Origin of the sequence: Clostridioides sp. ES-S-0048-02 (assembly GCF_020658495.1) — a bacterium.
Taxonomy (GTDB): Bacteria; Bacillota; Clostridia; order Peptostreptococcales; family Peptostreptococcaceae; genus Clostridioides.
This window is the reverse complement of sequence record NZ_JACVWH010000001.1, coordinates 538254-564355: the sequence shown is the minus strand read 5'-3', so window position 1 is coordinate 564355 and position 26102 is coordinate 538254. Positions and strand designations below refer to the sequence as shown.

At 28.1% G+C, this 26102-nt stretch carries 25 protein-coding genes and 1 other annotated feature; of the genes, 3 read left to right on the top strand and 22 right to left on the bottom strand.

The annotated features are described in order from the left end of the window. The first annotated feature begins 323 nt into the window (after positions 1-323). Positions 324-518: a DNA-directed RNA polymerase gene (locus IC173_RS02670; RefSeq protein ID WP_227432990.1), complete on the top strand. Its 195-nt coding sequence runs from the start codon at positions 324-326 to the stop codon at positions 516-518. 291 nt (positions 519-809) lie between these two features. Then, complete coding sequence (locus IC173_RS02665; protein WP_227482368.1) at positions 810-986, top strand: hypothetical protein; 177 nt, start codon at positions 810-812, stop codon at positions 984-986. A 295-nt stretch (positions 987-1281) separates the two neighbouring features. Here the strand turns inward: IC173_RS02665 and IC173_RS02660 are convergent, their stop codons facing one another. The 5 genes from IC173_RS02660 to IC173_RS02640 form a co-directional block, all read right to left on the bottom strand. Further along, positions 1282-2979 (bottom strand): phospho-sugar mutase, encoded by a 1698-nt coding sequence (locus IC173_RS02660; RefSeq protein WP_227482367.1) that lies wholly within the window; start codon positions 2977-2979, stop codon positions 1282-1284. 62 nt (positions 2980-3041) lie between these two features. Next, positions 3042-3632 (bottom strand): SGNH/GDSL hydrolase family protein, encoded by a 591-nt coding sequence (locus tag IC173_RS02655; protein ID WP_227482366.1) that lies wholly within the window; start codon positions 3630-3632, stop codon positions 3042-3044. A gap of 110 nt (positions 3633-3742) precedes the next feature. Continuing rightward, positions 3743-4540 carry a 3D domain-containing protein gene (locus tag IC173_RS02650; RefSeq protein WP_227482365.1) on the bottom strand — a complete coding sequence of 266 codons (798 nt, stop codon included), beginning with the start codon at positions 4538-4540 and terminating at the stop codon, positions 3743-3745. A 298-nt stretch (positions 4541-4838) separates the two neighbouring features. After that, complete coding sequence (locus IC173_RS02645; protein WP_227482364.1) at positions 4839-6050, bottom strand: helix-turn-helix domain-containing protein; 1212 nt, start codon at positions 6048-6050, stop codon at positions 4839-4841. A gap of 127 nt (positions 6051-6177) precedes the next feature. Further along, positions 6178-7119 (bottom strand): alpha/beta hydrolase, encoded by a 942-nt coding sequence (locus tag IC173_RS02640; protein ID WP_227432979.1) that lies wholly within the window; start codon positions 7117-7119, stop codon positions 6178-6180. Positions 7120-7399: 280 nt separating this feature from the next. Here IC173_RS02640 and IC173_RS02635 point away from each other — a divergent pair, with 280 nt between their 5' ends. Continuing rightward, positions 7400-7966, top strand: a complete 567-nt coding sequence (locus IC173_RS02635) for a MarR family transcriptional regulator (protein WP_227855115.1) — start codon at positions 7400-7402, stop codon at positions 7964-7966. A 669-nt stretch (positions 7967-8635) separates the two neighbouring features. On the opposite strand, the gene IC173_RS02630 is transcribed toward IC173_RS02635, so the two are convergent. From IC173_RS02630 to IC173_RS02550, 17 genes are all read right to left on the bottom strand, one after another. After that, a complete protein-coding gene (locus tag IC173_RS02630; protein WP_227482363.1) occupies positions 8636-9409 on the bottom strand; it encodes an ABC transporter permease in 774 nt (257 codons plus the stop codon). 10 nt (positions 9410-9419) lie between these two features. After that, complete coding sequence (locus tag IC173_RS02625; protein ID WP_227432975.1) at positions 9420-10157, bottom strand: ABC transporter permease; 738 nt, start codon at positions 10155-10157, stop codon at positions 9420-9422. Continuing rightward, positions 10150-11073 (bottom strand): ABC transporter ATP-binding protein, encoded by a 924-nt coding sequence (locus tag IC173_RS02620; RefSeq protein ID WP_227432974.1) that lies wholly within the window; start codon positions 11071-11073, stop codon positions 10150-10152. The genes IC173_RS02625 and IC173_RS02620 overlap by 8 nt, the downstream gene beginning before the upstream one ends. A gap of 157 nt (positions 11074-11230) precedes the next feature. Further along, the gene (locus tag IC173_RS02615) at positions 11231-12148 is read right to left on the bottom strand and encodes a sensor histidine kinase (RefSeq protein ID WP_227432972.1); all 918 of its coding nucleotides are present in this window, start codon (positions 12146-12148) and stop codon (positions 11231-11233) included. A gap of 7 nt (positions 12149-12155) precedes the next feature. Further along, positions 12156-12857, bottom strand: a complete 702-nt coding sequence (locus IC173_RS02610; protein WP_227432970.1) for a response regulator transcription factor — start codon at positions 12855-12857, stop codon at positions 12156-12158. 384 nt (positions 12858-13241) lie between these two features. Next, positions 13242-15278: a thioredoxin domain-containing protein gene (locus IC173_RS02605; RefSeq protein WP_227831119.1), complete on the bottom strand. Its 2037-nt coding sequence runs from the start codon at positions 15276-15278 to the stop codon at positions 13242-13244. A 177-nt stretch (positions 15279-15455) separates the two neighbouring features. After that, positions 15456-16133 carry a manganese catalase family protein gene (locus tag IC173_RS02600; protein ID WP_227432965.1) on the bottom strand — a complete coding sequence of 226 codons (678 nt, stop codon included), beginning with the start codon at positions 16131-16133 and terminating at the stop codon, positions 15456-15458. A gap of 220 nt (positions 16134-16353) precedes the next feature. Continuing rightward, a complete protein-coding gene (ilvB, locus tag IC173_RS02595) occupies positions 16354-18042 on the bottom strand; it encodes a biosynthetic-type acetolactate synthase large subunit (RefSeq protein ID WP_227855114.1) in 1689 nt (562 codons plus the stop codon). A gap of 50 nt (positions 18043-18092) precedes the next feature. Beyond that, positions 18093-19112: a ketol-acid reductoisomerase gene (gene ilvC / locus IC173_RS02590; protein WP_255606542.1), complete on the bottom strand. Its 1020-nt coding sequence runs from the start codon at positions 19110-19112 to the stop codon at positions 18093-18095. A 295-nt stretch (positions 19113-19407) separates the two neighbouring features. Then, positions 19408-19647, bottom strand: coding sequence for an ACT domain-containing protein (locus IC173_RS02585; RefSeq protein WP_227432962.1), 240 nt, complete (start codon positions 19645-19647; stop codon positions 19408-19410). Between the two features lie 113 nt (positions 19648-19760). Beyond that, positions 19761-20018: a binding site (T-box leader), on the bottom strand. Positions 20019-20172: 154 nt separating this feature from the next. After that, positions 20173-20925, bottom strand: coding sequence for a SprT family zinc-dependent metalloprotease (locus IC173_RS02580; RefSeq protein WP_227855113.1), 753 nt, complete (start codon positions 20923-20925; stop codon positions 20173-20175). 8 nt (positions 20926-20933) lie between these two features. Further along, the gene (locus IC173_RS02575; RefSeq protein WP_227432959.1) at positions 20934-21761 is read right to left on the bottom strand and encodes an XdhC family protein; all 828 of its coding nucleotides are present in this window, start codon (positions 21759-21761) and stop codon (positions 20934-20936) included. A gap of 41 nt (positions 21762-21802) precedes the next feature. Continuing rightward, positions 21803-22558 (bottom strand): DUF3298 and DUF4163 domain-containing protein, encoded by a 756-nt coding sequence (locus tag IC173_RS02570; RefSeq protein ID WP_227482359.1) that lies wholly within the window; start codon positions 22556-22558, stop codon positions 21803-21805. 42 nt (positions 22559-22600) lie between these two features. Continuing rightward, positions 22601-23470 (bottom strand): anti-sigma-V factor rsiV, encoded by an 870-nt coding sequence (locus IC173_RS02565; protein ID WP_227855112.1) that lies wholly within the window; start codon positions 23468-23470, stop codon positions 22601-22603. A gap of 11 nt (positions 23471-23481) precedes the next feature. Beyond that, positions 23482-23964: a sigma-70 family RNA polymerase sigma factor gene (locus IC173_RS02560; RefSeq protein ID WP_227432953.1), complete on the bottom strand. Its 483-nt coding sequence runs from the start codon at positions 23962-23964 to the stop codon at positions 23482-23484. Between the two features lie 51 nt (positions 23965-24015). Continuing rightward, entirely contained in the window at positions 24016-24972 is a 957-nt protein-coding gene (locus tag IC173_RS02555) for a peptidylprolyl isomerase (protein WP_227432952.1), read from the bottom strand. A 68-nt stretch (positions 24973-25040) separates the two neighbouring features. Next, complete coding sequence (locus IC173_RS02550; RefSeq protein ID WP_227432951.1) at positions 25041-25874, bottom strand: polysaccharide deacetylase family protein; 834 nt, start codon at positions 25872-25874, stop codon at positions 25041-25043. Between the last annotated feature and the right edge of the window lie 228 nt (positions 25875-26102).

The following is a 26102-nucleotide window of genomic DNA, read 5'->3' as shown; positions in this document are numbered from 1 at the left end:
ATAAAAATATTAAACAAACTAGTATTAGCAGGGTAACTTTTAAATTTATTATATTTTCTTCTTAAACAATTATTGATTATATCAAATCAATATTAATCTTATGCTTATAATTTAAGAAATATGTAATAAAAGTTAAGTATTTATGGTTATAATGTTTATCTTTTGAATAAAATACATTATAATTAAAAGTAAAGTTGCAAATTTGCTATAATTTTAACAAGTTAATTTTCAGAATTATACAAATTTTACATTAATTGTTAATGCAAATTCTATTTAAATAATATTTTTATATTCAAAAATAAATAAAACGGAGGTCTTAAAATATGAGTAACTTTATAATATGTAATTATTGTGGAGACAAAATAGACAAATCTAAGAATAAGTATATAACTTACTCTGAAAAAGATAGTTGTAATGAAGTAAATATTTGTACTAATTGTGCTTTAGACTTATTAGAAAAAACTAATGAAAAATCAAAGATTAAATCTGCAAAAGCTTTAATAAAACAAATAGGATAAAGACACAATATAAATTGTATAAATAAGAAAAGCACCTTTTAATTATAGGTGCTTTTTCTATATATAGATAACTTCATAAGGTATTAAGGTAGATTAAATACAGATATATATTATAATTTATTCCATATATTTATACTTAACTTTTTTGTTTCTTTATTTCTTATTGTAATATTTTAGTAACTCTTTATTCTTATTCTCTTGTTATACTTTGATTAAGAAAATCAAATATAAGTTACTGATTATTTTATGAAAAACATTTTAAAATATTAATATTTACAAGGAGGAAATACAATGAATAAAAGAGCAAAACAAGCATTCTTTCAAACAATCCCAAACTTAATAATTGTATTATTAGCACTCATATTTACATTTTATACTAATACTTTTGACCTTGATTTAAAAGTATTACTCTTATTACCTATAGTATATATTGTTTTATTTTTATATTATTATACAAGACTAAGATAGATTAGTAGTAAGTATGAAAAATAAATCTATTTTCAAAACAAATGTCTTTAAAGTTTACATACTAAGAAAATATACTGTTGTATAAAATTTAATAAATCATTTATTACAAATATAACAAAAGCTGTCAAAACAAATAATTAAAATAATAATTTTCGTAAAATACTTTTTAATTAAAAAACTGGCTAACTTTCAGTTAAATGTCAACCAGTTTTTTATAATGCTTTTATTTAAATACAAATAAAATTGCATCTTTAATACTTATTTATTATTCTTTTATGTAGCAATTTAGTCTATTTTATTTTAATTTTGATACCATAATATCTATATATTCTTTTAAACCTCTAAGCTTTTCATCTGCTTCAGCATCACTAGTTCCTTTTACAGCTATATAAAATTTCAGCTTTGGCTCTGTCCCAGATGGTCTTATAGCTACCCAAGACTCATCTTCCAAGAAATATTTTAAAACATCAGACTTAGGGAGATTATCTACACCATTTTTGTAGTCTTTTTTATCAATTACCTTTATATTATTTATACAATCAATTTGATTTTCTCTAAAATAAGATATTATCTCTTTTATTTTTTCCACACCTTCTATACCTTTTAAAGTTAAAGATATAGTCTGCTCTTTAAAGAATCCATATTTCTTATATAGTTCTATTAAGCCTTCATATAAGCTCATGCCTTTTGAATAGTAAAATGCTGCCATTTCAGATATTAATAATGATGAAACAACACCGTCTTTATCTCTTGCATGAGTTCCAACTAAATAACCATAACTTTCTTCATATCCAAATACATAATTTCTATCTTTATTTTCTTCAAATAATTTTATTTTTTCACCAATAAATTTAAAACCTGTAAGAACATTTAGTACATCAACATTATTTTCTTTTGCTATATCCGCTCCAAATTCTGATGTAACTATAGTTTTTATCATTGTAGGATTTTCTTTTAATTGATCATTTTCTTTTAAGCCTTCTATTATATAGTGTGTCAACATTCCACCAATTTGATTCCCTGTAAGTAATACATATTCCCCTGTAGTGGTTCTTACAGCTACACCTACTCTATCACAATCTGGGTCAGTTGCTATTACAAGGTCTGCTCCTTTTTCTTTTGCAAGCAATATTCCTCTGTTTAAAGCTTTTTTCTCTTCTGGATTTGGGTAGTCAAGCCCTGCAAAATTTGGGTCTGGATTTTCTTCTTCTGGAACCACTAATATGTTTTCAAATCCTACTTCTTTTAATGCTCTTCTTATTGGAATATTGCCAGTTCCACAAAGAGGTGTATAAACTATTTTAAAATTTTTACCTACGCTTTTTACTAAATCTTTTCTTATAACTTGACTTTTTACAGCTTCTATAAATTCAGTATCCTGTGTTTCGTCCAATAAGACTACTAAATTTTTATTAGCTTCATTTAAAGTTGGTATTATACTATAATCATGTATGCTATTTACTTTTTCTGTTATTGCATTTGCAATATCTGGCATAACTTGTGCCCCATCTTCCCAGTATACTTTGTATCCATTGTATTCAGGTGGATTATGGCTAGCTGTTATAACTATCCCTGCTATTGCATTTAGATTTCTAACAGCAAAGGACAATTCTGGAGTAGTTCTTAAACTATCAAATATATATGCCTTTATACCACACGCTGCTAATGTATTTGCAGATTCTATACAAAATTCTCTAGATTTATGTCTATTATCATGAGCTATTACTACGCCCCTATTTTTTTCTTCCTCTGTAGTATTTTCTAGTATATAGTTTGCCAATCCAAAAGTAGCTCTTCTAACTGTATATTTGTTAATTCTATTAGTTCCTGCTTCAATTACACCTCTAAGACCAGCCGTTCCAAATTCTAAATCTTTATAAAATCTATCTTCTATCTCTTTTTCATTATCTTTTATTTTATCTAATTCTAGTTTTGTATCTTCATCAAAATATGAACTCTTTACCCATTCTTCATAAGTTTTAGTATAATCCATAATAAAATCCTCCCTATTTTATCCATTTATTATAATTGCATAGATAAACCTTTTTTATATAATTATGACTCTTCTATATACTTATTAATTGACTTAATAAAAATATTTGCAATTATTCTATGACCTTCCTTAGTTGGATGTAATCCATCAAAATATAATTTTTTATATCCTTTTTTTTCCATACTCTTATTATATTCAGAATAAAAATCTACAAAATCAGTATTAAATGTCACACTAAATTTTTTTATCCAATAATTATATGACTCTAACTTTTTTGATACTGTATTAAAATCCGTAAAGCTACTCCAATCTTCCCTAACATTTGGAATATCTGGTCTCAGTGGTATACCTATTATTGGTATAATATTTTTTGCATATGCTTGATGTACCATAGCCATTATATTAGAATTAATAACTTCATTTCCTGCTCCAGCAATAAAATCATTAGTACCACCCATTATAAAAACCATATCGGGAGAATTCTGTAAAACATCTTCATTAAATCTAACTAACATACCACTTGTTGTATCACCATTTATACCCTTATTTATTATTTCTAAACCAGTCTCCTGACTCACAATGTTTGTCCATGAATTACTTCGTGATACTCCAAATCCATATGTTAAACTGTCTCCTAAGCAGACTATTTTCATCTTATCCCCCCTTAGCTATGTTTTTTCTGTTTTAAGAATAATCTAACAGTTTAATTAATTCATATTTTATACTTTTTTTCCTTCTAAGTAAAGTTATTATATTCACTAAATTAATACACATATACATCTAGACTCTGTCTCCCCCAATTAGATGCTTTTCCTTCACTATTCATAAATATATCTATTCTGTTCCCTTTAATTGCACCTCCACAGTCTTCTGCAACAAATGTCATACCTAACCTAGGTATATATACTTTTGTTCCATATGGTATTATATTTGGGTCAACTGCAATTACCCCCCATCTTGGTGTTGTACCAGTAGATGTTATAGTATCTCCTGCATATGCAGTAGCAACTACTCTCATATGTTTTCCTCCTCTTGTATTTGCTCCTCTTGATGCAATTAATACTTTTTCTTTAGTTCCATTTTTTATAATTTTTGTAGTTGGTTCTTTAGAAATCACTTCTTTTGATAAGACTTTTTTGACTAGCTTTCCATCATGGTAAGTTAAATTATAGACTAGTTTTTTCTCTCCCTCTATTCCCTCCTGATAGACTTTAGATTTTCCTTTTACTAAATTGCTATCATTCACATGTTTTGTGTCAAATGGTATTTTTTCAAATTCTTCTTTTTGATTTTTAGTTACTTTAACAACCTTGATTTTCATGTTATCCTTTAATTCTGTATTCAAACTTGGATTAATTTTATCTTCAGAATTGTATTTCACTCCCTGTTCATCCAAAAGTTCTTCAACTGTCTTTTTAAATGAAGACACTTTTTGTTCTTGGCCTTTAACAGTTAGACTTATCTCTTCTTTATTTAATATAGAATATATACTTACTAAACTCATTAAAATTGATACACTTAATAAAGATGATATTATTATTTTCTTTTCTCTTTTCTCCATAATATTTCCCCTTTCATGTTCAAATTTTAAATTAACTTATTTATTACAGTTTTAATCTTATATTATATATGTATATTATAACTTTCTAAATTTATGTAACTTTTTTGTAACTTCTAAATTTGTTTTATTCATAATTTTTTTATATTCTACGGTTAATGACTTATTTCATACAAATTAAATCTCTATGTTTGATAACTTATTTCATGCAAATAAAAAGCTAGAAACAAGATATTTACTTTATTAAGTATCCTGATTTCCAGCTTTTTATTTACTAATTTCAGTTCGTCACACTAAACATTTATTTATCTTTTAACATTTTCTCCAATTCTGAAACCTTTTTAATTATAGATTCAAAAATTGGTTCTTCTCTTAATTCATTAAAACTATTATCATTAAACATGATAAGTAGATTAGTATATACATTAAAAGTATATGAATTTCTAGATTTTACTTTATCAAAAAACATCATTTGACTTGTATCTGAACTTTCATGTAGGTGATATTTTTCTAATATTTCATTTAAACCATATAAAGCTTCTTTAGCTTCTTCTTTCATATTAAAAAATAAGAAATTTAAAGATAACTCTATGTAGTCCATGTATATTCCAAAAAAAGCTCCTCTATTTTCACTAAATTTTTTCTTTATTTCTAAAGATATATTTGCATATCCTAATGATTTATTTTTTATATATTCCATTTCTTTTTCTGTTGTTTTTTTGTTATAGCTTCCATCATCTAATTCTTTCTTTAATTCTTTATATTTGTTTTTACATACATTAATTAATCCTTTACAATCCAGAGTTGCATTAAATACATCGCTAAATAATTTATTTTGAAGTAATGTTTCTGCTTCATCCAATCTATTCTGACTTAAATATATCATAGCTAAATTAACACTTGTGTCTCCTATTGGTTTATGTATCATATTTAAATATAATTCTGCCTTTTCGTAATCGTCTAACATATAATATGCATTTGATAAAATAAGAAGCGCTGTTTCTTTAATCTGAATATCATCTGTATTTCTAACTATATCTTCAAGAATATTTGTTGTTTCTTTAATTTTACTATTGAATTTATCTTTACCAAATTTATATGAATACATTTGGTATAGTGAACTTATTTTTAACTTTAGCAGATAACTTTGAGGATATTTCTCCATATACATATTAGCAAGTCTTTCTACAGATTCTAAATCTTCTTTAAATTCTTCTAATGGTTCCTCTATTAATAAATCAATTTCTACTTTAGCAAGAGTTGCTTCTAGTTCTTTATAGACTTTCATTACTTCTTCTTCACTTAAATCTACTTTATAGTTTAAAAGTTTATCAACAGATACATTAAAAAAATCTGCTAATACTGGCAATAGTTCTATATCTGGATAAGAGTTTCCACTTTCCCATTTAGATACTGCTGGTGTTGACACTCCTATAAACTTTGCTAATTGTTCTTGTGTTAAACTTTTTTCTTTTCTCAATGTTTGTATGACTTCACCTATTTTAATTCGCATATATACCTCCTTAATGTATATCTCTTAATTTAAGTATATTAAAAAAGCATTTATTAGTAAATTGAGGTAAAGTTAACAAAAAACCTATAATTTAACTATTGGTTAAATTATAAGTTAAAAGCTTATTTCATTGACTACAAAATTCCCATTTTTCATTTAGCCAACAAATAACATCCTCAAAAACTTCCTCTTTATTTATCTCATTCAATAATTCATGTCTTCCATCTTTATAGAGTTTACATGTTACATCTTTTACTCCTAATTTTATATATCTATCCCTTAGCCTTAAGACACCCTTACCATTTTTACCTATAGGGTCTTTATCTCCAGATATTATATAAATAGGAATATCAAGTGGTATCTTTTTTAAGTTTTCTTTATCCTCTATTTCTTTTAATCCTTGTACTAAATCATAAAAAAAGCCACAAGTACATACCACCCCACAAAATGGGTCATTTATATATTTTTCAACTTGTTCTTTATCTCTACTTAACCAATCAAATTTAGTATTTTTATTTCTTCTTATGCTTTCTCCACCAAATATTAAATCATTTATTTTATTGCTTCGAGAATTTCTTCCATACTTTTTAATCTCATGATTAATTATTAGATGAGCAAAATTTAGAATAATACCTTGTTTTCCATTTGAACCACATAATATAAGACCAGATAAATTATCACTGTAATCCATTATGTATCTTTGACTCGCAAATGACCCCATACTATGCCCAAATAAATAAATTGGCAAATCTTTATTTTCCTTTTTTATAATACTTGTTAAAGTATTCATATCTTCTACAAGGCATCTAAAACCTTCTTTTTCAGCTAGATGCCCAACATTCTCTACTGTCTTTGCGGTTTTTCCATGTCCTCTATGGTCATTTATATATACTATATATCCATTTTTAGTAAGCTCTTTAGCAAAAACTTCATACCGTTGTGCAGTTTCTGCCATTCCATGGGCAATTTGTACAATTGCCTTTGGGTTTTCTATACTTTCATCTTCCCATTTATATGTATATATATCTAAATCTTCTTTTCCCTTGAAAGTAAAATTTGTACACTTCATAATTACTCCTCCAGCCTGAATTTATTCAACATATTAACTTATATACTATATTACTACAATTTTCAAGTCAAAACGTTCTATATAAGTTTCTTACTTATTAATTATTAGCATAAATTGCTATACAAGTGTTGCTCTAAATAACTATATAATAATTTAGTTATTGAATATTAATTATTTAGAGAGAACATTTAACTATACTTGGACATCATATTGACATTATATTCAATTCGTGATATTCTGTTTTCGTCAAAATAGTATCTAAATACAAAGGAGATATTTTATGGATTATTCAAATGAATTGAAAGAATTGTTTCTAATGAATCAAACATATGCAACTCTTTTTACTCTTACAAACAAAATACAAATAGAAGGCGATAAGTATTTTGATGTACTTACTTCAAGACAATATATGACTATTTTATCTATTCTTCACTTACCAGAAGAAGAAACAACATTAAATAATATTGCACGAAAAATGGGTACAAGTAAACAAAATATAAATAGAATAGTTGCTAACCTTGAAAAAAATGAATATGTTCAGGTAGTTCCAAGCCCAAATGATAAAAGAGCAATTAATGTAAAGGTTACCGATTTAGGAAAACAAGTCATGATTAAATGTAGTAGAGTTGGAATAAATTTTATGGCAGATGTATTTCATGAGTTTACTCAAGACGAATTAGAAACCTTGTGGAGTTTACTAAAAAAAATGTATCGTTTTAATGGCGAAGAACAAGATGGATTTGAAGACGATGCTAATTTTATGGAGGATGAAGAACTTGATAAAATTAAAGCTGAAGCACTTAAAGAATTCTCAAGAAGAAGAAATAAAATAAATAAAAAAGATTAATATTATAATGAAAAAGCTATCTATAATATCACAATATTTTTAAATGCTCATGAGATTAAAGATGGAGGTTTGAAATATAGATATTTGTATAATATAAATCAAAACATGAAAACGGCGACTTTAATTTTTTCAAAATCGCCGTTAAATCTATTTATCCTTTTATAAATTTGAATAACTTTTATAGTCTTTTGTTGACTGTATTAAGGTCATTGAACTTGAAATCATGCGAGATTATGAAAATCAGATTATAGTAAGTTGCTTAGATAAGATTCTCAAACATTATAAGCTTATTCTTACATTAAAATACATAGATGAATTATCTATAGATGTAACCAAACTGGTTTTCTATGATTGTCTGAAATTTCAAATGGCTTCATCATTTCTCACTCTACTTCCAGCCTGAAAGGGAGAGAATTGATAGGAATTTCTACTTTTCACTCTTAGTCTCCACACAGAAATGATTCCAGTTGCATTTTCGAATAAAAAAATACACCCATCACATGATGCAGACCAATCTGGTCAGTCCACTCATCTATTAGTTCTATTATCCCTTTAGATGAGTCATTGTTGAATTTCCATTCGATATAACAGTGTAGCATATCAAAGAGCAATAGAAATACAATAAGCATAATCAGCTTTTTCATCTTCTTCATTTTGATATTACCTATTTCAATTTTCTTCACTATGTTTTAGCCCTTTCAGTATAAAGGCAGAAAGACAGATGCACAGCAACAATATTATAGTACTCCCCATTATTTTTCCTACAGTGGTTATGTGGTAACCAGAAAAGTTAAATATAGCTGAAATAGGATAAAAGGTTTTTAGAGTATTTGACATACTCGCAAATAGTCCAGTAACAGAATAAATTTCAGTAAATACTAACGCAAGCCAATACCCTTTTTTCATACGTGAGACCAGCGCGATAATGGGTGAAATTGCAAGGAATACACCTACACCACCTAAAAAATATTCTTTCAAAGAACTTAAAATCAGTTCTACTGATAAATCGGAAAGATGTAAAATAACTTCAGTCAAAAATGTTATGGCAAAGAGCAACAAATAAAGGAGTATGCTAAATGCAAAAGTAACAATCATTTTTGCAATGGTTAATTTTGCTTCATTTACAGGAATTAGGCGCAGAGATTTTATGGTATCATCATCTTCTTCACGACAAATCATATAACTCCCTAAAAGGGCAATGACTGCTGGAAGAACAAAAAAAGTTGCCCAGGGTTGAACTTCGTCCATATACCACCCTGCATTGTCTATATACCGAGAGCCCTCATATACAGTTTTTAATCCATAATGTAAATCTGGTCCATCATGCACACCTTGTCCTCCTGCAAAAATCATAGTAGCTACCATAACTATTGCAAAAACTGCAATCCAAACAACCTTTGAACGGCGAAGCTTTTGGCTTTCAGCCCAAAGTAATTTTTGCATGATTCATACCTCACTTTCTTTTTCTTAATGCTATATTTACAAGTACTATTGAAACAATATCCCAAATGCAAATACAAAGAAATGCAAGTGGAATGTTAATTGCCTGTGTATATACAAGACCTGGAATATCTTTATTTCGCATAACGATAACTGCCATACTGGATAACGGGTGTAAATACATATTTACTGTCATTAAGATAAAACCAGAAAAGGCATACACCAATGTTATACAAGTTGGGAGAATGTATCCTTTTTGCGACACAGCGATTGCTAAAATTGGTAGCATTACAAAAGCAATAATAACACCAAATTCCAAACATTTTTTCAGTAAATATAAAACGCTTCCCCATTCAAATACGACATATCCAGGAAGTATACTGAATATAATAGAAGCAATGGCTGTAATCAGCATGAAACAAATAGAGTAAATCAAAACCACAAAAAATTTACTGAAAAAGTATCCCATTTTGCTTATAGGCACAATCAAAAGTTGTTTGAGTATATCATACTGATTTTCTTCGCGCATAAGTATCGTACAAAGCATTCCCAAAACGACAGGCAAAATAATAAAAATAGTATAACTGAACGCAGACCATTTATAAAATTGTATTGGGTCAACATCAGTTTCTCCCAAATGCTTGAAATATAATAGTGCGAAAAATGGCATAATGAGAGTAGCTAACAACATTAACCAAATAAGTTTCTTGCGGCGCAGTTTAAGAAATTCTGTTTGAATAAATTTAAGCAATGCCTTCTCCTCCTGTAATTTTTTTGAAATAGTCCTCTAAAGTATCATTACAAATCCCCGAACTAGTTACAGTAACATTCTGCATAACAAGGGCTTTATTTATTTCACCCATATTCAGATTAGTGTCGTAAATACGTAAGCTATGGCTGTCTTGAACAGAATAATCTTTTAAGTTGAATTGACGCTCTAAAATCAGTAAAGCTTTTGGAGTATCTGACACTTGCAGCAGTATATATTTACGATTTTTCTTTTCTAGTTGGCTCATGCTGCTTTCTTCCAAGAGGACACCATTGTTGATGATTCCAATATCATCAGCCAATAATGAAATTTCCGAAAGAATATGACTTGAAATAAGAATCGTTTTTCCGCACTCAACACTTAAATGTTTAATAAAATCTCTCATTTCAGCAATGCCAATAGGGTCAAGACCGTTTGTAGGTTCATCCAAAATCAGCACTTCTGGGTCATGTAAAATAGCATTTGCAATTCCCAGACGCTGTTTCATTCCAAGTGAATACTTACCAAACAGCTTTTTGTCTTTATAATGCAATCCTACTATTTTCAATGCGTTTTCAACTGCGTGTGGGCTGGCTGTGCCGCGCAGCTTCGCAAAAATTTCAAGATTTTCTGTTCCAGTTAAATTTGGATAAAATCCTGGTGTTTCAATAATTGCGCCAATACGGGGATATATTTGTTTTTCTCTACCTTTGATATTTTTTCCGAATACAGTTACTTCGCCAGAAGTGATAGGCGTCAGTCCTAAAATCATTTTCATAATCGTGGTTTTACCAGCTCCATTGCGTCCTAACAAACCATAAATTTGACCTTTTTTAATATGGAGATTGACTTTGCTAACCACTTCCTGTTCTCCATAAACTTTTGTCAGATGTTTTGTTTCAATCACAAAATCATTCATATAAAATTTCCTCACTTTCCATAAAACTACTTTTGTCATGTGATAACTGATAGAATATCAGAAACAATCACAATTAGAAGTATACAACATAAACCTTGCCAAAACCTTGCTAAAACCTTGCTTTTATCTTGTTTTAGCAGAAAGAAAGCCCTGCATTTTACAGAGCTTTCGGAAGCAATATTGTAAATATAGTCCCCATATTAATGGTGCTGTTGGCGGTAATCGTTCCTTTGTGAACATTGATAAGTTCTTTTACAATCGCCAATCCTAAGCCATTACCTTTTGATGACCTAGAATGGTCACATTGATACATTCTTTCAAAGATATGTGGGAGATTATCAGAAGATATTCCTTTCCCGTTATCTTCTACTACAATTTTGACTTGCTGTTCATTTTCAAAAATACGTAGTGTTACTTTATCTCCATCACTATGCCTAATGATATTTTGTAATAGATTATTAAGAATGCGGGTATATGCGTTTACATCTATGTGCATAGCATACTCAGTTTCAGGTATATCAATTTCATATTCAAAATGGCATTTTTCTAAAATAGGAACCCAATCAGCTATAATATTACGAGATAATTCATTCAAATCGAAAAGTTCAAAATGAAAAATCTGTTCCCTAGAATCCAATTTCACCCATTCAAATAGATTTTCTACAAAATGTTTTAAGTGTTGGGCTTTATTATACGCAACATGTATATATTCGTCCTTTTCTTCTCCTACAACAATATCAGTTTCGATTGCCTCCAAATAACCAACCAAAGAAGCAAGTGGAGTTTTTACATCATGGGAAAGACTTGTCATTAGCTGTTTGTATGCTTGTTCCGATTGTTTCTGCTGGATAAGCTGTGATTGACTGTTGATTGCAATTTCGTTAATATCATAGCAAATTTGTCTTGTTATATCACTCTTCCTTGTTAAAACACGTCGGTTAAGGTTCCCGTTTTTTATATCTTCTAAAGCATATTTTATAAGTGCAAGCTGTGTTCGGACACGCCACAAAATAGAAACGAGATACACTATAATAATTAAAGCAAGAGCAAATGCAAAAAGCAGATAAACATTCATATTTAGATTATGCCTCCTTATTAAAACGATAGCCAACACCTCGGACTGTCAAAATATAAAATGGATGTCCAGGGTCTGCTTCAATCTTTTTCCGTAATTTACTGATAAAAGACATAATATTACTATCGTCAAAAGCATATTCTTCTCCCCACACTTGCATATAAATCTGTTTTTTGGTAAACACTCGTCCTTTATTAGAAGCCAGAAAAGAAAGTAAATCAAATTCTTTGCTTGTAAGCTGAACAGGAATATTGTCAACGGAAACAACGCGATTTGTTCTGTCAATAACCATGCCTTTTATTATTATGCAATCTGTATCTGTTACAAAAGTAGGGTTTAACATAGTATAACGGCGAATAAGAGAATTGATACGAGCCATAAGCTCATTTATGCAGAATGGCTTTGTTAGATAATCGTCAGCACCTAGACGCAACCCAGAAACTTTATCATTCTCGTCACTTTTAGCGGTAAGCATAAGTACTGGGACATTACTTGTTTCCCTAATTTTTTTCAGAACTTGAAACCCATCTATGTCTGGCATCATTACATCCAAAATCACAAGAGAGCAGCTATTTTTGTTTTCATCAGTCAGGCGTAATCCCTCCACACCTCCATGTGCAATAATAGCAGATAAATTTTCTTGCTCTACACATTTTTTCATAAGAGCACAAAGCTCTTTGTCATCGTCTATAATCACAACATTATTCATATTATAGCTCCTTTCTCCTCTTTGTTCTACTATACGACTTTTTAGAGTCTTTTAGTATTAGCCACATATAATCAATTTTTGAAAATTCCAGTATATTTTGCACCATCTTTCAGAAATGCCCCATTTTATCGTCACTTAGGGGCAAGACATATATTCCATATTCAAATGGTTCTTTCGTTATAATATATCAGCATATATTATATATGGAGAACCAAATAAAATCAAGAAATGGAGTGCGAATACCATGATTTATTTTGCCTAATAATAAGAACTACGTAAATATCCCTAAAAAGAAAGGAGAACAGTAAAATGTAACTAGGTGAATAACTATTGCAAAAAGAACTCAGTATCAAATATCAATACTGAGTTCTTTCAACATTATAATTAGTCTCTCATAAAAATTATATCATTTAGCTTTTGTAAATCATTAAATGGTTGACTACAACTATTATTTTGACATACATAATAAGTAGTTTTGTCGTTTTTTAATCTATAATTATTTAAAAAATCTATCTTAGTATTTTCTTCATTGTATTTTTTTACTAAAAAAGTTGAATTTGGTAAAAAATTTTCACTTACTAAAGTCTTAAAACCAATTAAATCAGAGTTTTCCTTTAAAATACATATGATTTCTTTTGTAGGATAAAGTTCATACATTAATGAAAGCATATAAAAACTATATCCTGTTGGTGAATTTTTTACACTATCTGAATAAAGCTTTAATTGCTTGTATGACAATTCTTCAAGTTTATTGTCACCAGTAGTTTTTGCAAGTCTTATAAGATTATATAATTGTACAGAATTACCTGATGGAATAGCTCCATCATACAAGTCTTTTGGTCTTGCTATTAAATTTTCACTATCTTTACCATATAGGTAAAATCCACTTTTTTCATAGTCCCAAAAAAGCTCAATACAACTTTCATTTAATTTTAATGCCTCTTCTAAATACTTTATATCAAATGTTGATTCATAAAGTTCTATATATGCCCATATTAAAAATGCATAATCATCCAAATATGCTAAATAATCAGCACTACCATCTCTATATCTAGCTAATAATCTACCTGCTTTATTCACAAGATTACTATTTATAAAATCAATACACTTATTTGAATACTCTAAATATCTATCCATTTTTAGAGTTTTATAAGCCTTTGCTAAAGCTACTACCATCAATGCATTCCATGATGTCAGAATTTTATCATCTTTATGCAAAGAAGTTCTTTCTCTCCTATATTCAAATACCTTTTTACTCAAATTAGCTATTCTTTCATTATACTTATCATATTCTTTATTTTCTATGAGATTAGGAATACTTTTCCCCTCAAAATTTCCACTACTAGTTATATCAAAATAATCATTAAAGAATTTTCCATCTTCTTCACCTAATATATCAATTATTTCAAGTGGATTAAATGTATAAAATTTACCTTCCTCGCCCTCACTATCTGCATCTTGTGCTGAATAAAATCCACCTTCTTTATCTTGCATCTCTCTAATTACATAATCTATAGTTTTTATAGCAATTTCTTTATATAACTCTTTCTTGGTTATCTTGTATGCATCTAAATATGCAACTGTAAGCATAGCATTGTCATATAGCATCTTTTCAAAATGAGGTGCTAACCATTTTTTATCAGTGGAATATCTTGAAAAACCAAATCCAATATGGTCAAATAGACCTCCTCTGTACATTCCATCTAAAGTTTTTTCCACCATTTTTAATACATCTTCATCTTTTTCTATACTATAGTATTTCATCAAAAACATAAGATTTTGAGGACTTGGAAACTTAGGTGCATTACCAAAACCACCATATTTATCATCATAAATAGTTTTAAATATTCTAACTGATGAACTCAACATATCTTTTGATAAATCACCATCTGTATTTTTCACTCCAAAATCATCTTTAAGAGCCTCTACTATTTCATTTCCAGATTTTATAAGCATATCCTTATTTGTATTCCATTTGTCAGATACATTTTCCAATAAATCTATAACACCTGGTCTATTATATCTTGAGTATTTTGGAAAATAAGTTCCTGCAAAAAAAGGTTTTTTATCAGGAGTCATTATTATAGTCATTGGCCATCCACCACTACCTGTCATTGCTTGACAAACTGTCATATACACACTATCTATATCTGGTCTTTCTTCCTTGTCTACTTTTATTGCTATAAAGTTTTTGTTCATTATTTCAGCAACTTCTTCATCTTCAAAAGATTCATTTTCCATAACATGACACCAGTGGCAAGTTGAATATCCAATACTTAAAAATATCGGTTTATCTTCTTCCTTTGCCTTTTTAAAAGTTTCGTCGTTCCAACTATGCCAATTTATGGGATTATATGCATGTTGCAGAAGATATGGAGATTTCTCACTTATTAAATTATTAGGTTTTTTATTCGTTGCCATAATACCACCTCATTTATTATTTTGTTATATGTTTTGCAATAAAAAAATAGATATACACTTATAATAAGCATATACCCATTTTTAACTGTATATATTTAAGTTTTTATCTACTTAATTCCTCTAGGCAAATAATTTTTAAAATACCTACCAAAACAAAACAATACAAGAAATATCAAGCTATTTCTTTAAAGGTTTTTCAAAAGAAGGAGGATTGATATCTATCTTAGTATCATGATTTGGTCCTGGAGTTGATAAATCGAAGTATAGCTTAGAATCTTCTGTAACTCCAAAATCCTTGTTTGAACCTGTATCTTTAACCTTGTTTAAAGCATCTCTAAATAAAGCATTATGTGCTTCTTCTCTATTAAGTAAAAAATCAATTGTTTCTTTTACATATTTATCATCAATTTGTCTATATAGATGCTCATAAACTACCTTTGCTCTTTGTTCAGAAGCTATATTTGAAAGTAAATCAGCTACTAAATCACCTGTAACTGTAACATAATCAGCAGTCCATGGAGCTCCTGATGAATTTATTAATACTGGTGATAATCCAGTTAAAACATGAGTTTCGATTTCCCCTGTATCAACTGCTTTGTAATCAACATCATGCCCATTTAATAAATTTATAGTTTGACCTACCATTTCCATATGACTAAGTTCTTCTGCTGCTATATCAAGAAATAAATCTTTTATTTGAGGGTCTTTTATTCTAAAGCTTTGAGCTAAATATTGCATTGCTGCTTTTAATTCTCCATTTCCACCACCTAACTGTTCTTGCATCAAAACGGCATATTGAGGGTTTGGTCTTTCTACTTTTACTTCTTTTAATAAAGCTTTATCATGCTTAAACATATAAATACCTCCGTAAATTATTATTCAGAATTATTATTTACTTAAGTTACATTATTATTCTAAATTCCATCATTAATATTTAATCAATACTTTATCATACATGAATTAAATTATTATAAAACTAAAAAATATTAATCTATACTTGAGATTATTGTAAAATAAAAAACTGAATATCAATAAAAGTTTAATAAAAAACTTTATCAATATTCAGTATCAATTTTTAGTTACATATCAAATTTTCTAATGCATCATTAGGAGCTACAATAGGATAAACATCATAGTCTTTATCTATATCACATTGTAAAAACACAGGTTTATTAAAATCTATTGTATCCAAAATTCTTTCTAATCCTTCCATATCACATGCTTTATATCCATCTATATTATAAGCATTTACAAGCTTAACATAGTCTACATTTTCATTAATATCAGTTTGAGAGTATCTTTGATTAGAAAATAATTTCTGCCATTGTCTTACCATTCCTAGAGTTCTATTATTAAGCAATAAAATAAGCATAGGTACATTATAATTTGCAACTGTAGCTAACTCATTACAATTCATTCTAAAGCTTCCATCACCAGTAACTAAAACTACATTTTTATCTAAATTACCAACTTTAGTTCCAATAGCTGCTCCTAGACCAAATCCCATAGTTCCTAGACCTGCTGATGTTATAAAACTTTTATTTCCTTTAAAATCCCAATACTTTGCAGACCACATTTGGTGCTGGCCAACATCAGTAACAACTACAGTTGGATTTGCCAATTGCTCGTATTTTTCGTTTATTTTTCTAAGTATATTCTGTGGATGAAACTCTTTTTCCTCTACACCCTCACCTTTTCTAAAGGTCTTTATTTCCTCTTTCCAATTGCTATTGTCCTTACCTTCAACTCTTTCTAGTAGTAGACTAAGAACCATCTTTACATCTCCAACTAAAGATATATTGGACTTTATATTTTTACTTATTTCAGATGGGTCTATATCTATGTGTATTACTTTTGCATTTTTAGCAAATTCAGAACTTTTACTTATTACTCTATCACTAAATCTTGCACCTATCGCTATCACTAAATCTGAATTAGAAAGTGCTAAGTTACTTTCTCTACTTCCATGCATTCCAACCATTCCAAGAGATAATTCATTTTTTCTATCTATATTTCCAAGTCCCATAAGTGTATTTAATATAGGTGTATCTATCTTAGTTGCAAATTTTACAAGAACTTCTTCACTATTGGATGATTTAACACCTCCACCAGCATATATTATAGGTTTTTTAGACTCTTTTATCATCTCCACTGCATCTTTTAAAAGTTTAAAGTTGTTTTCATCATCTAAGTCAAAATCATCCTTATAATCCATATACTCATCTATTTGACATAAACCATAGTCCTCATCATTAAAATCCATTTCTGCTAAAAACAAATCCTTTGGAACATCCACAAGTACAGGTCCTTTTCTACCTGAGTTTGCAACTTTAAAAGCTTCTTTTATTGTAGGTACTAACTCTTTAGTATTTCTAACTAGATAATTGTGCTTTGTCATAGATAAGGTTGCTCCAGTTATATCAATTTCTTGAAAAGAATCTTTCCCCAATAAACTAGTTGGAACTTGACCTGAAATTACAACCATAGGAGAAGAATCCATAAAGGCTGTTGCTATACCAGTTATAGCATTCGTTGCTCCTGGTCCAGATGTTGTAAAACAAACCCCCACTGTATTAGTGCTTCTTGCATATCCATCTGCTGCATGAACCAAACCTTGTTCATGTGAAGTCCTTATATGTTTAAAATAATCTGTATAATCATATAGAGCATCATAAAGAGGTATTACTGCTCCACCAGGATATCCAAATATTGTGTCAACTCCCTCTTTCTTTAAACATTCTAAAATTACCTTTGCTCCGTTCATACGCACTACTATGCACCACTCTTTCCCTCAAACTAATCCATTTAATATATTTATTTCAAGAATGACATCATACTTCTTAAATTTCTACCAACTTCAGCTATTTCTGTAGCATATTCTGCTTCTCTAGTTTTTAGGAAGTTTTCACGCCCTTCTTCATTTTCTTTAATCCATGCCTTAGCAAATTTTCCATTTTGTATATCTTCTAATACATCCTGCATACCTTGTTTTGCTGCATCAGTTATTACTCTTTTACCAGATACATAATCTCCATATTCTGCTGTATCGCTTATGCTGTATCTCATTCTTTCAAATCCACCTTCATATATAAGGTCAACTATTAGTTTCATTTCATGTAGACATTCAAAATATGCTACTTCCTTTTGATACCCTGCATCTACAAGTGTCTTATATCCTAATTTTATAAGTTCACTTATACCACCACAAAGTACTGATTGCTCTCCAAATAAGTCAGTTTCTGTTTCTTCTTTAAAAGTAGTTTCTAAAACACCTGCTCTTGTAGCTCCTATTCCTTTTGCATATGCCAAAACTGTCTCTGTGGCTTTTTTAGTGTAATCTTGATATACTGCAAACAATGCTGGAACTCCACTTCCTTTAGTAAATACATTTCTAACTAAGTGACCAGGTCCTTTAGGAGCTACCATTACAACATCAACAAATTCTGGTGGTTGTACTTGATTATAGTGTATATTGAATCCATGTGCAAATGCTAATGTTTGACCTTCTTTTAAATTATCTCTAACGCTTTCTTCATAAACTTTCTTTTGCTTTTCATCAGGCATTAACAACATTGTTAAATCACTTTCTCTCGTAGCCTCTGCTACACTCTTTACTTCAAATCCATCTTCCTTTGCTTTTTGCGCTGACTTACTTCCATCATAAAGTCCTATCACTACATCCACACCATTATCTCTAAGGTTTTGTGCATGTGCATGACCTTGACTTCCATATCCTAAAACTGCAACCTTTTTATTTTTTAAAACCTCTAAATTTACATCATTTTCATAATACATCTTTGCCATCTTTACTTCCTCCCAATATTTTCTCTCAATTATTTTGTGATATTTATTTTTATTAGAAATTTATACTCATTATCATTGATTCTATGCTACTTAACAAACTTTATTTTCTAATTTATAGAATTTTAATCTTCAGAATCTCAATATTTATAGTTTTAATAATCTTAATATTTATAATTTTCAGTTTTTAAAATTTGTAATAGGTTTATAATTTCAATAATAATCGTATTTTTAATCTAAAATTTTTCTCATCTAATATTTTTCTTTAGTTTTTATTTAAACATTAGTTTCTTCATACTAGTTTTTAATTTTTATAAGTCATATTTAATTAGTGTCTTACTTGTTCAACAGTTATTTCTCTTATATCATGTAGTTTCTTCATGTGATTTAAGACACTATCTAGAGATGTCTTTTCTTCATTTACTATCAATTTTATACCTGAATTATTCATATTATCTACAGTCATACTTATTGATTGTATATCAACTTCTCTTCTTCTAAGTGTCATCGCCACTCTTAAAAAAGAATCTATTCCTTGGTTTAATTTAGCATATACAGTATTTTCCATAAAAAACTCCTCCTTATTTTTTATTATTATTTTCATTAATTTTATATGGATTAATCTTTTATATCGCTCAAAATAAAAAAACTTTCATCTTTATAAGCAATATAAATATTACTTATAAGGACGAAAGTTAAATTCCGCGGTACCACCTTATTTGTAGATATAAAAAATATATCTACCACTCTTTTTCAGGTCGGGTAATTGATTACCTTAACCTTAGCCATATAACGTTGGCAGACGTTTGTACTTACTAAAATATATTCAGTACAAAAGCTCCAGAGTGATCATTATACTACTGTTAACACCAATTCTCAGCAACATTGGTTCTCTGTAGATAACTCTATTAGTATTGTTGTCTCTGTCATTGCTTTTATCTATCTAATTTTTTTAACTTTGTTTTGCTGTTAATATAGATTATATTATCTATCTTTTGGAATGTCAACGACTTTTTTAAAATTTTCAGATTATTTTTTTTCTTCACAATAATCACTTTTTTATATTTTAAATGAACATTTGAAATAATCGTTTTCATATTATTATCTTATATCCATTTTTTTTAAGCCAATTTTCTTTATCTTTATACTCTGGCATAATATTTTTTACCAAATCATAAAATTTTTTTGAGTGATTCATATGTAATAAATGACTAAACTCATGTACTATTATATAGTCAATTACATCTAATCTCGCCATAGATATTTTTGAATTTATATAAATATTTTTTTGAGATGTACAACTCCCCCATCTACTTTTTTGTTCTTTTACTTTTACATTAACTGGTGTTAGTTGCTTCATTATATCACAATTCGACTTAAGAAAATCGATTCTTTCTGAAACAATTCTTTGACTTTCATTTTTGTACCAACACTGTAAAGATTTTTTGATAAAATCTTTACTTAGGTCATTTGTTTTAACAATTATTTTATATTCTTCAAGATTTATTTTACACTTACTTTTTTTCGCACAATCATCCAAAGTTTTATTTACAACTAAGCAATATTCTTCACCAAGATAAAGAAATTTGTCACCTGTCATAAATGTTCTTTGCTTGTATGCTTCCTCTCTGTCTTTATACTCACCAGATTTTTTAAGTATCCAGTCTCCTTTTTTAATTATTATTTCTTCTATTATTTTTTTAGAAACTTTAGGTGGACTTATTACAACTACTTTGCCAAATGAGTCTATTTTTATGCAAATATTTTTTCTATTTTTATACAGTAATACTGCTTCTATTTCTTTATTTTTAAAATTAATATTTAAAATCTGATAATCTTTGCTCATCATTTTCATTAATTTCTTTTTTCCTTATTTGCTCTACAATTTATAAGTTCAGCTGCTATACACACAGCTATTTCTGCTGGTGTTTGAGCATCTAATTTTATTCCTATTGGAGCATGTACTTTATTTAGTTCTTGCTTACTGAACCCCTTTTTCATAAGTTTTTCGTATGTCAATCCAATTTTTGTTCTACTTCCAATCATACCTATATAGCAAGGATTCGTTTTAAGAGCCCATTCCAATGAACTTGAATCATATAGATGACCTCTCGTTAAAATAATTATATAGCTATTCTCATCAATTGGAAAATCTGGTATATTTTCAAAAGAATCTAAAACTACCACTTCTGAGTGTGGAAATCTTTCAGAATTAGCAAATTCCTCTCTATCATCTATTACTATTGTTCTAAACTCTAGAAGTGATAATATTACTGCTACATCTTTTGAAATATGACCTGCACCAAATATATATGCTTTACTTATATTTTCTTTTAAGTTTTTATTAAATCTTTCTAAATTGCTCTTCAAATTACTATCAATAAAATCTATCTGTATTTCTCCAGTACCACCACATATCATTCCAAGCTTTGCTATATCAGTTTTATTTAGAGTAAATTTATACAACATTGACTCTCTATTTTTTATAACATTAATTGAATGTTTTATGCATGTTGCTTCTACACTTCCCCCACCTACAGAACCAAATATAGAGCCATCACTTTTTACAATCATCATTGCTCCAGTTTCACGTGGTGTTGAACCTGAGTGAGAAGTTATTGTAGCAAATGCAAAGTCCTCATTATTTTCTATTAACTTTATCGCTTGTTCATATATATTCATATATTTCTCCTTACTAGTCTATTTAAAAATCTTCTATATGTCTACTTTAAGTTTTTTATTACTTTGTCTGGTATTACAAACTCAACTGGCCCCATATACCCAGGAGCTACTTCATATTCATCAAAACTAATTACAAGGTTTCCATCTTTATTAAAATAGAAATCTTGATACTTATTTATAGACTTAAAATTTTTTACTGGGGAATCTTTTTCTTGGTCTATAAAATATGATTTTGTATTGTCTTTCTTAATTTGATTTTTCATCTGTCCTTTTATATTATCACTTATAGCATCCATATATCTACTATCTTTAAAAAATATTGGTAAGTTTAATAGTATTTCTCTATTTTTATCAATAGTATAATGTGTTTTAGTTACATATGAGGAAGCTTCTATCTCTTCTTTTTTAACTTCTATAGATAAAAAGTCCTTAGAATTATTTTTTACACTATAACTTACATTTAAGTATCTATGACCTTTATTGTTTTCTTTTTTCATTTTATTTTGAAATTCACTATAAAGTTTTTTCCCATTTTCCATAAATTCATTGTTTAATTTATTCTCTAAATCTTTATCTTTTAAACCTTCTATCTTAGGAATTTTGATATTGACTTCATAATTATCTTGTTTCAAACTATAATTTTTAGCATTTATCACTTTTATCGGATTATTTTTTATAACTCTATCAGAAGAACTTCCTGCAAATATAGGATTTACATTTACTAATGCTACAAGTAGACACACTGAAATCACAGCAATTTTAAATATAGATTTTTTAAGTTTTTTATATGTATTCATATTAACCTCCTTAATATATTTATATATAAATTACTATTCTATTTACAAATTTTTTATTACTTTATATGGAATTACAAATTCTACTGAACCCATATAACCAGGTGCTACTTCAAACTGGTCAAAACAAATTACAAGGTCTTCATTTTTATTAAAATAGAAATCTTGATATTTATTTATTGTTTTAAAATCTTTAACAGGAGAATCTTTTCCCTGATCTATAAAATATGATTTTATGCTGTCATTTTTCATTTGATTTCGCATTTGTTCTTTTATATTATTACTAATAACTTTTATATATTTATCATCCTTAAAAAGCATAGGTAAAGTTAAAACTATTTGTCTTTTTTTATCAACATTATAATGTATTTTGCTCACATATGATGATGCTTCTATCTCATTTTTTGTCATTTCTATTGATAGAAAATCTTTAGAATTATTTTTAACACTATAACTTAAGCTTAAATACTTATGTTCCTTATTTTTTGATAATTCTATTTTTTCCATTCTATTTTGAAATTCATCATAAAGCCTCTTTCCATCTTCCATAAAACTATTATTTAATCTCTTCTCTAAATTTTTATCTTTTAAACCTTGTATTTTAGGAATATCAATTTTAGCTTCATAGTTTTCGTTTTTTAAACTATAATTTTTTATAGTTACTACTTTTACTAATCCTCCAATTATAGGTAATTTAGAAAAGTTATCTGCAAATACAGGGCTAATATTTACTAATACTATAAACATACAGGCTGAAGCCATAATGACTTTAAATCTCCATTTATTTATCTTTTTATTTTGTTCGCAATATATATCTTTTATTTTTTTATGATTTATTATAGTATCTAGTTTCTTTGGTATTGGAATTTTATGATACTCATCTCTTAACTTATCTAACCTTTCTTTGTTCGTCATTCTTTTTATCCCTACTCTTCAATTTTTAATTTTAATTTTTTTAAAGCAGTGTATAACCTAGTTTTAACAGTATTCACATTTTCATCCAATATTATTGCTACTTCTTCAATCTTTAAATCCTCAAAAAATCTCAATATTATAATAGATTTATATTCAATAGGTAATTCTTCTAATGCTTTTTTTAAGTCTAAATCAGTATACTTATCACATTCTCCTGTCTCATCTATAAGAGTGATATCTGTCATATTATTATATTTGCGGTTTTTTCTAATAAAATCTATACTCGTTCTAACTAGAATTTTATAAAACCATGTTTTTATATAATTTACTTCTTTAAGGTTTTCTACTGAATATAGAGCCTTATACATGGCTTCTTGAACCACATCTAATGCGTCCTCTTCATTTTTTGTATAACTATATGCAATTCTATAAAAAGAGTCTTTATTATCGATAATGTATCTCTCAACTTTCCTTCTCTTTAAACTCTTAAACATTCCTGTAAAATCTCCCTCCGGCTACAGGCTAGGATTGAGTTTTTATAGATTCTATCTCTCTACTTTTGCACTTTCATTCAATTTTTTTATGTGCTCAATATATTTTTCGTTTAAAATAGATTCTCTTACTAAACTCTGACACTCATTAAGACTTTTTTGTCTTTCTCTTTTATCAGTAACTTTGACTATATGATATCCATAACTAGTTTCAAAAACACCTGAAACCTCATTTTTCTTTAATTTGAATACTTTTTTTGTAAATTCAGCATTTTTATCATTCTTTGAAAAATATCCTAGCTGACCTCCATTTTTTCCAGTCGCTTTGTCATCTGAATATTTTTTAGCCAATGCTTCAAAACTTTCTCCATTTTTGATTTTAGTCAATATACTCTCTGCCTCTTTTTTTAAAGCTTCTTTTTTATCCTTACTTACTTCTTTTTTATTTTTGTCTAAAGTTGATATCAATATTTGAGAAGCACTTACTTCTTCTACGTTAAAATCTTTTTTATGATTTACATAATAAGATTCCATCTCAGCATCACTTATATTTATTTTATTTTCAAAGGCTTTTTTACTTTTGTCTATGGCTAAATCTCTAGATATTTCTTGCTTTAAATATTCCTTATCTACACCTGCTTTGTCCATTTTTTCTTTATAGCTTGTATTCAAATTCATTTCATTTTCTAGTTCTTGATATTTTGAGTCTATCTCACCTTTACTTGGAGTTAATCCTTTATCCTTAGCCTCTTGATATAAAAGTTCATTATCCACCATAAACGATATTATAACATTTTCTAATTTATTTCTACCTTTTTTATCTAAACTTTTTTCCATTTCATCTAAAGATTGACCATTTATATAACTGTTAGTAGCAGATAATACTGCCTTTGTTTTTTCATATTGCGCCTTTGTGATTTCTACATCATTCACTTTAGCTAAACTTTTATTACAACCAACCATCATTAAAGATAGTACTCCGACCATTCCTACACAAAGTTTTTTATTCAAAACACTTACACCTCACTCATTTTTTATTTTCAATTTTTAAAACTCTTAATCAACATTTTTTATTTTTACTATTCCAAATTACGTAACCAATAATTTTTTGGTATCTGATTTTGCTCTACTGCTGCAAATTCATAGCCTTCATCTGATAAAAATTTTAAAATTGAATCTAAAGCTTCTGCACTTTGTTTTTTCTCATGCATTAAAACTACAAGTTGATCCTTATCTTCACCTTTTCTATTCTTAATATGAGCTTTTACATTCTGTACAATTTGTGCAGAATTAGATTTCCAGTCTTCAGTATCTAAATCCCAATCCCAAATTTTATACCCTGCATCAACTAAGGCTTGATATGAAGCTTGTGGAGTATATGGTTTACTTCCATAAGGAATTCTTATTACTTTTGAATGTTTACCAGTTATACTATAAAGAGTCTGATCATTCGTATCAAATTCATCTTTTGCTGATGTACTAGTAACATAAAGTTTATGAATATCATGAGATACACTATGAAAACCTGCTGTGTTCCCATTTTTAATTATATTTTTAACTTGCTGTGGATATTCCTTCATATTTCCATCTATCATAAAAAAAGTTGCTTTAACATTATACTTATTTAAAGTTTTTATCATTTGGTCAGTAAATTTAGATGGACCATCATCTATAGTTATGTATGCTACTTTTCCAGAACTTTTACTAGGCCCTTTACTAACTTCTGCTGATGTATTAGATATTATATCTGTAATAGTAGAACTTGATAGTTTAGCATTTCTACTAATTTCATCTTCTTTCATGTTCATATAACTAACTCGTATGCCAATTATTATAAATGCTAAACAGACTACTATAGCACTTAAAAGCAAATACAATCTCTTTCTATTTATTTTTTTCTTTTTATTTCTCATCGTTCGACCTCCAATATTACTATATTTTTACATTTATATTTTTGTAGTATTTTAGAATCAGAATCTACACTACATATATATAGACGTTGAACTTCGACAAAAAGTTTTACTTAATTTTTAAAATTTGTTATTTTGCTGATTATTATGCTGTATAATTTCTGTATAATTGTATAGAATGTTGAAAATTGAGTATTATATAGTGTTTTTTACAATTAATACTAGTTAAAA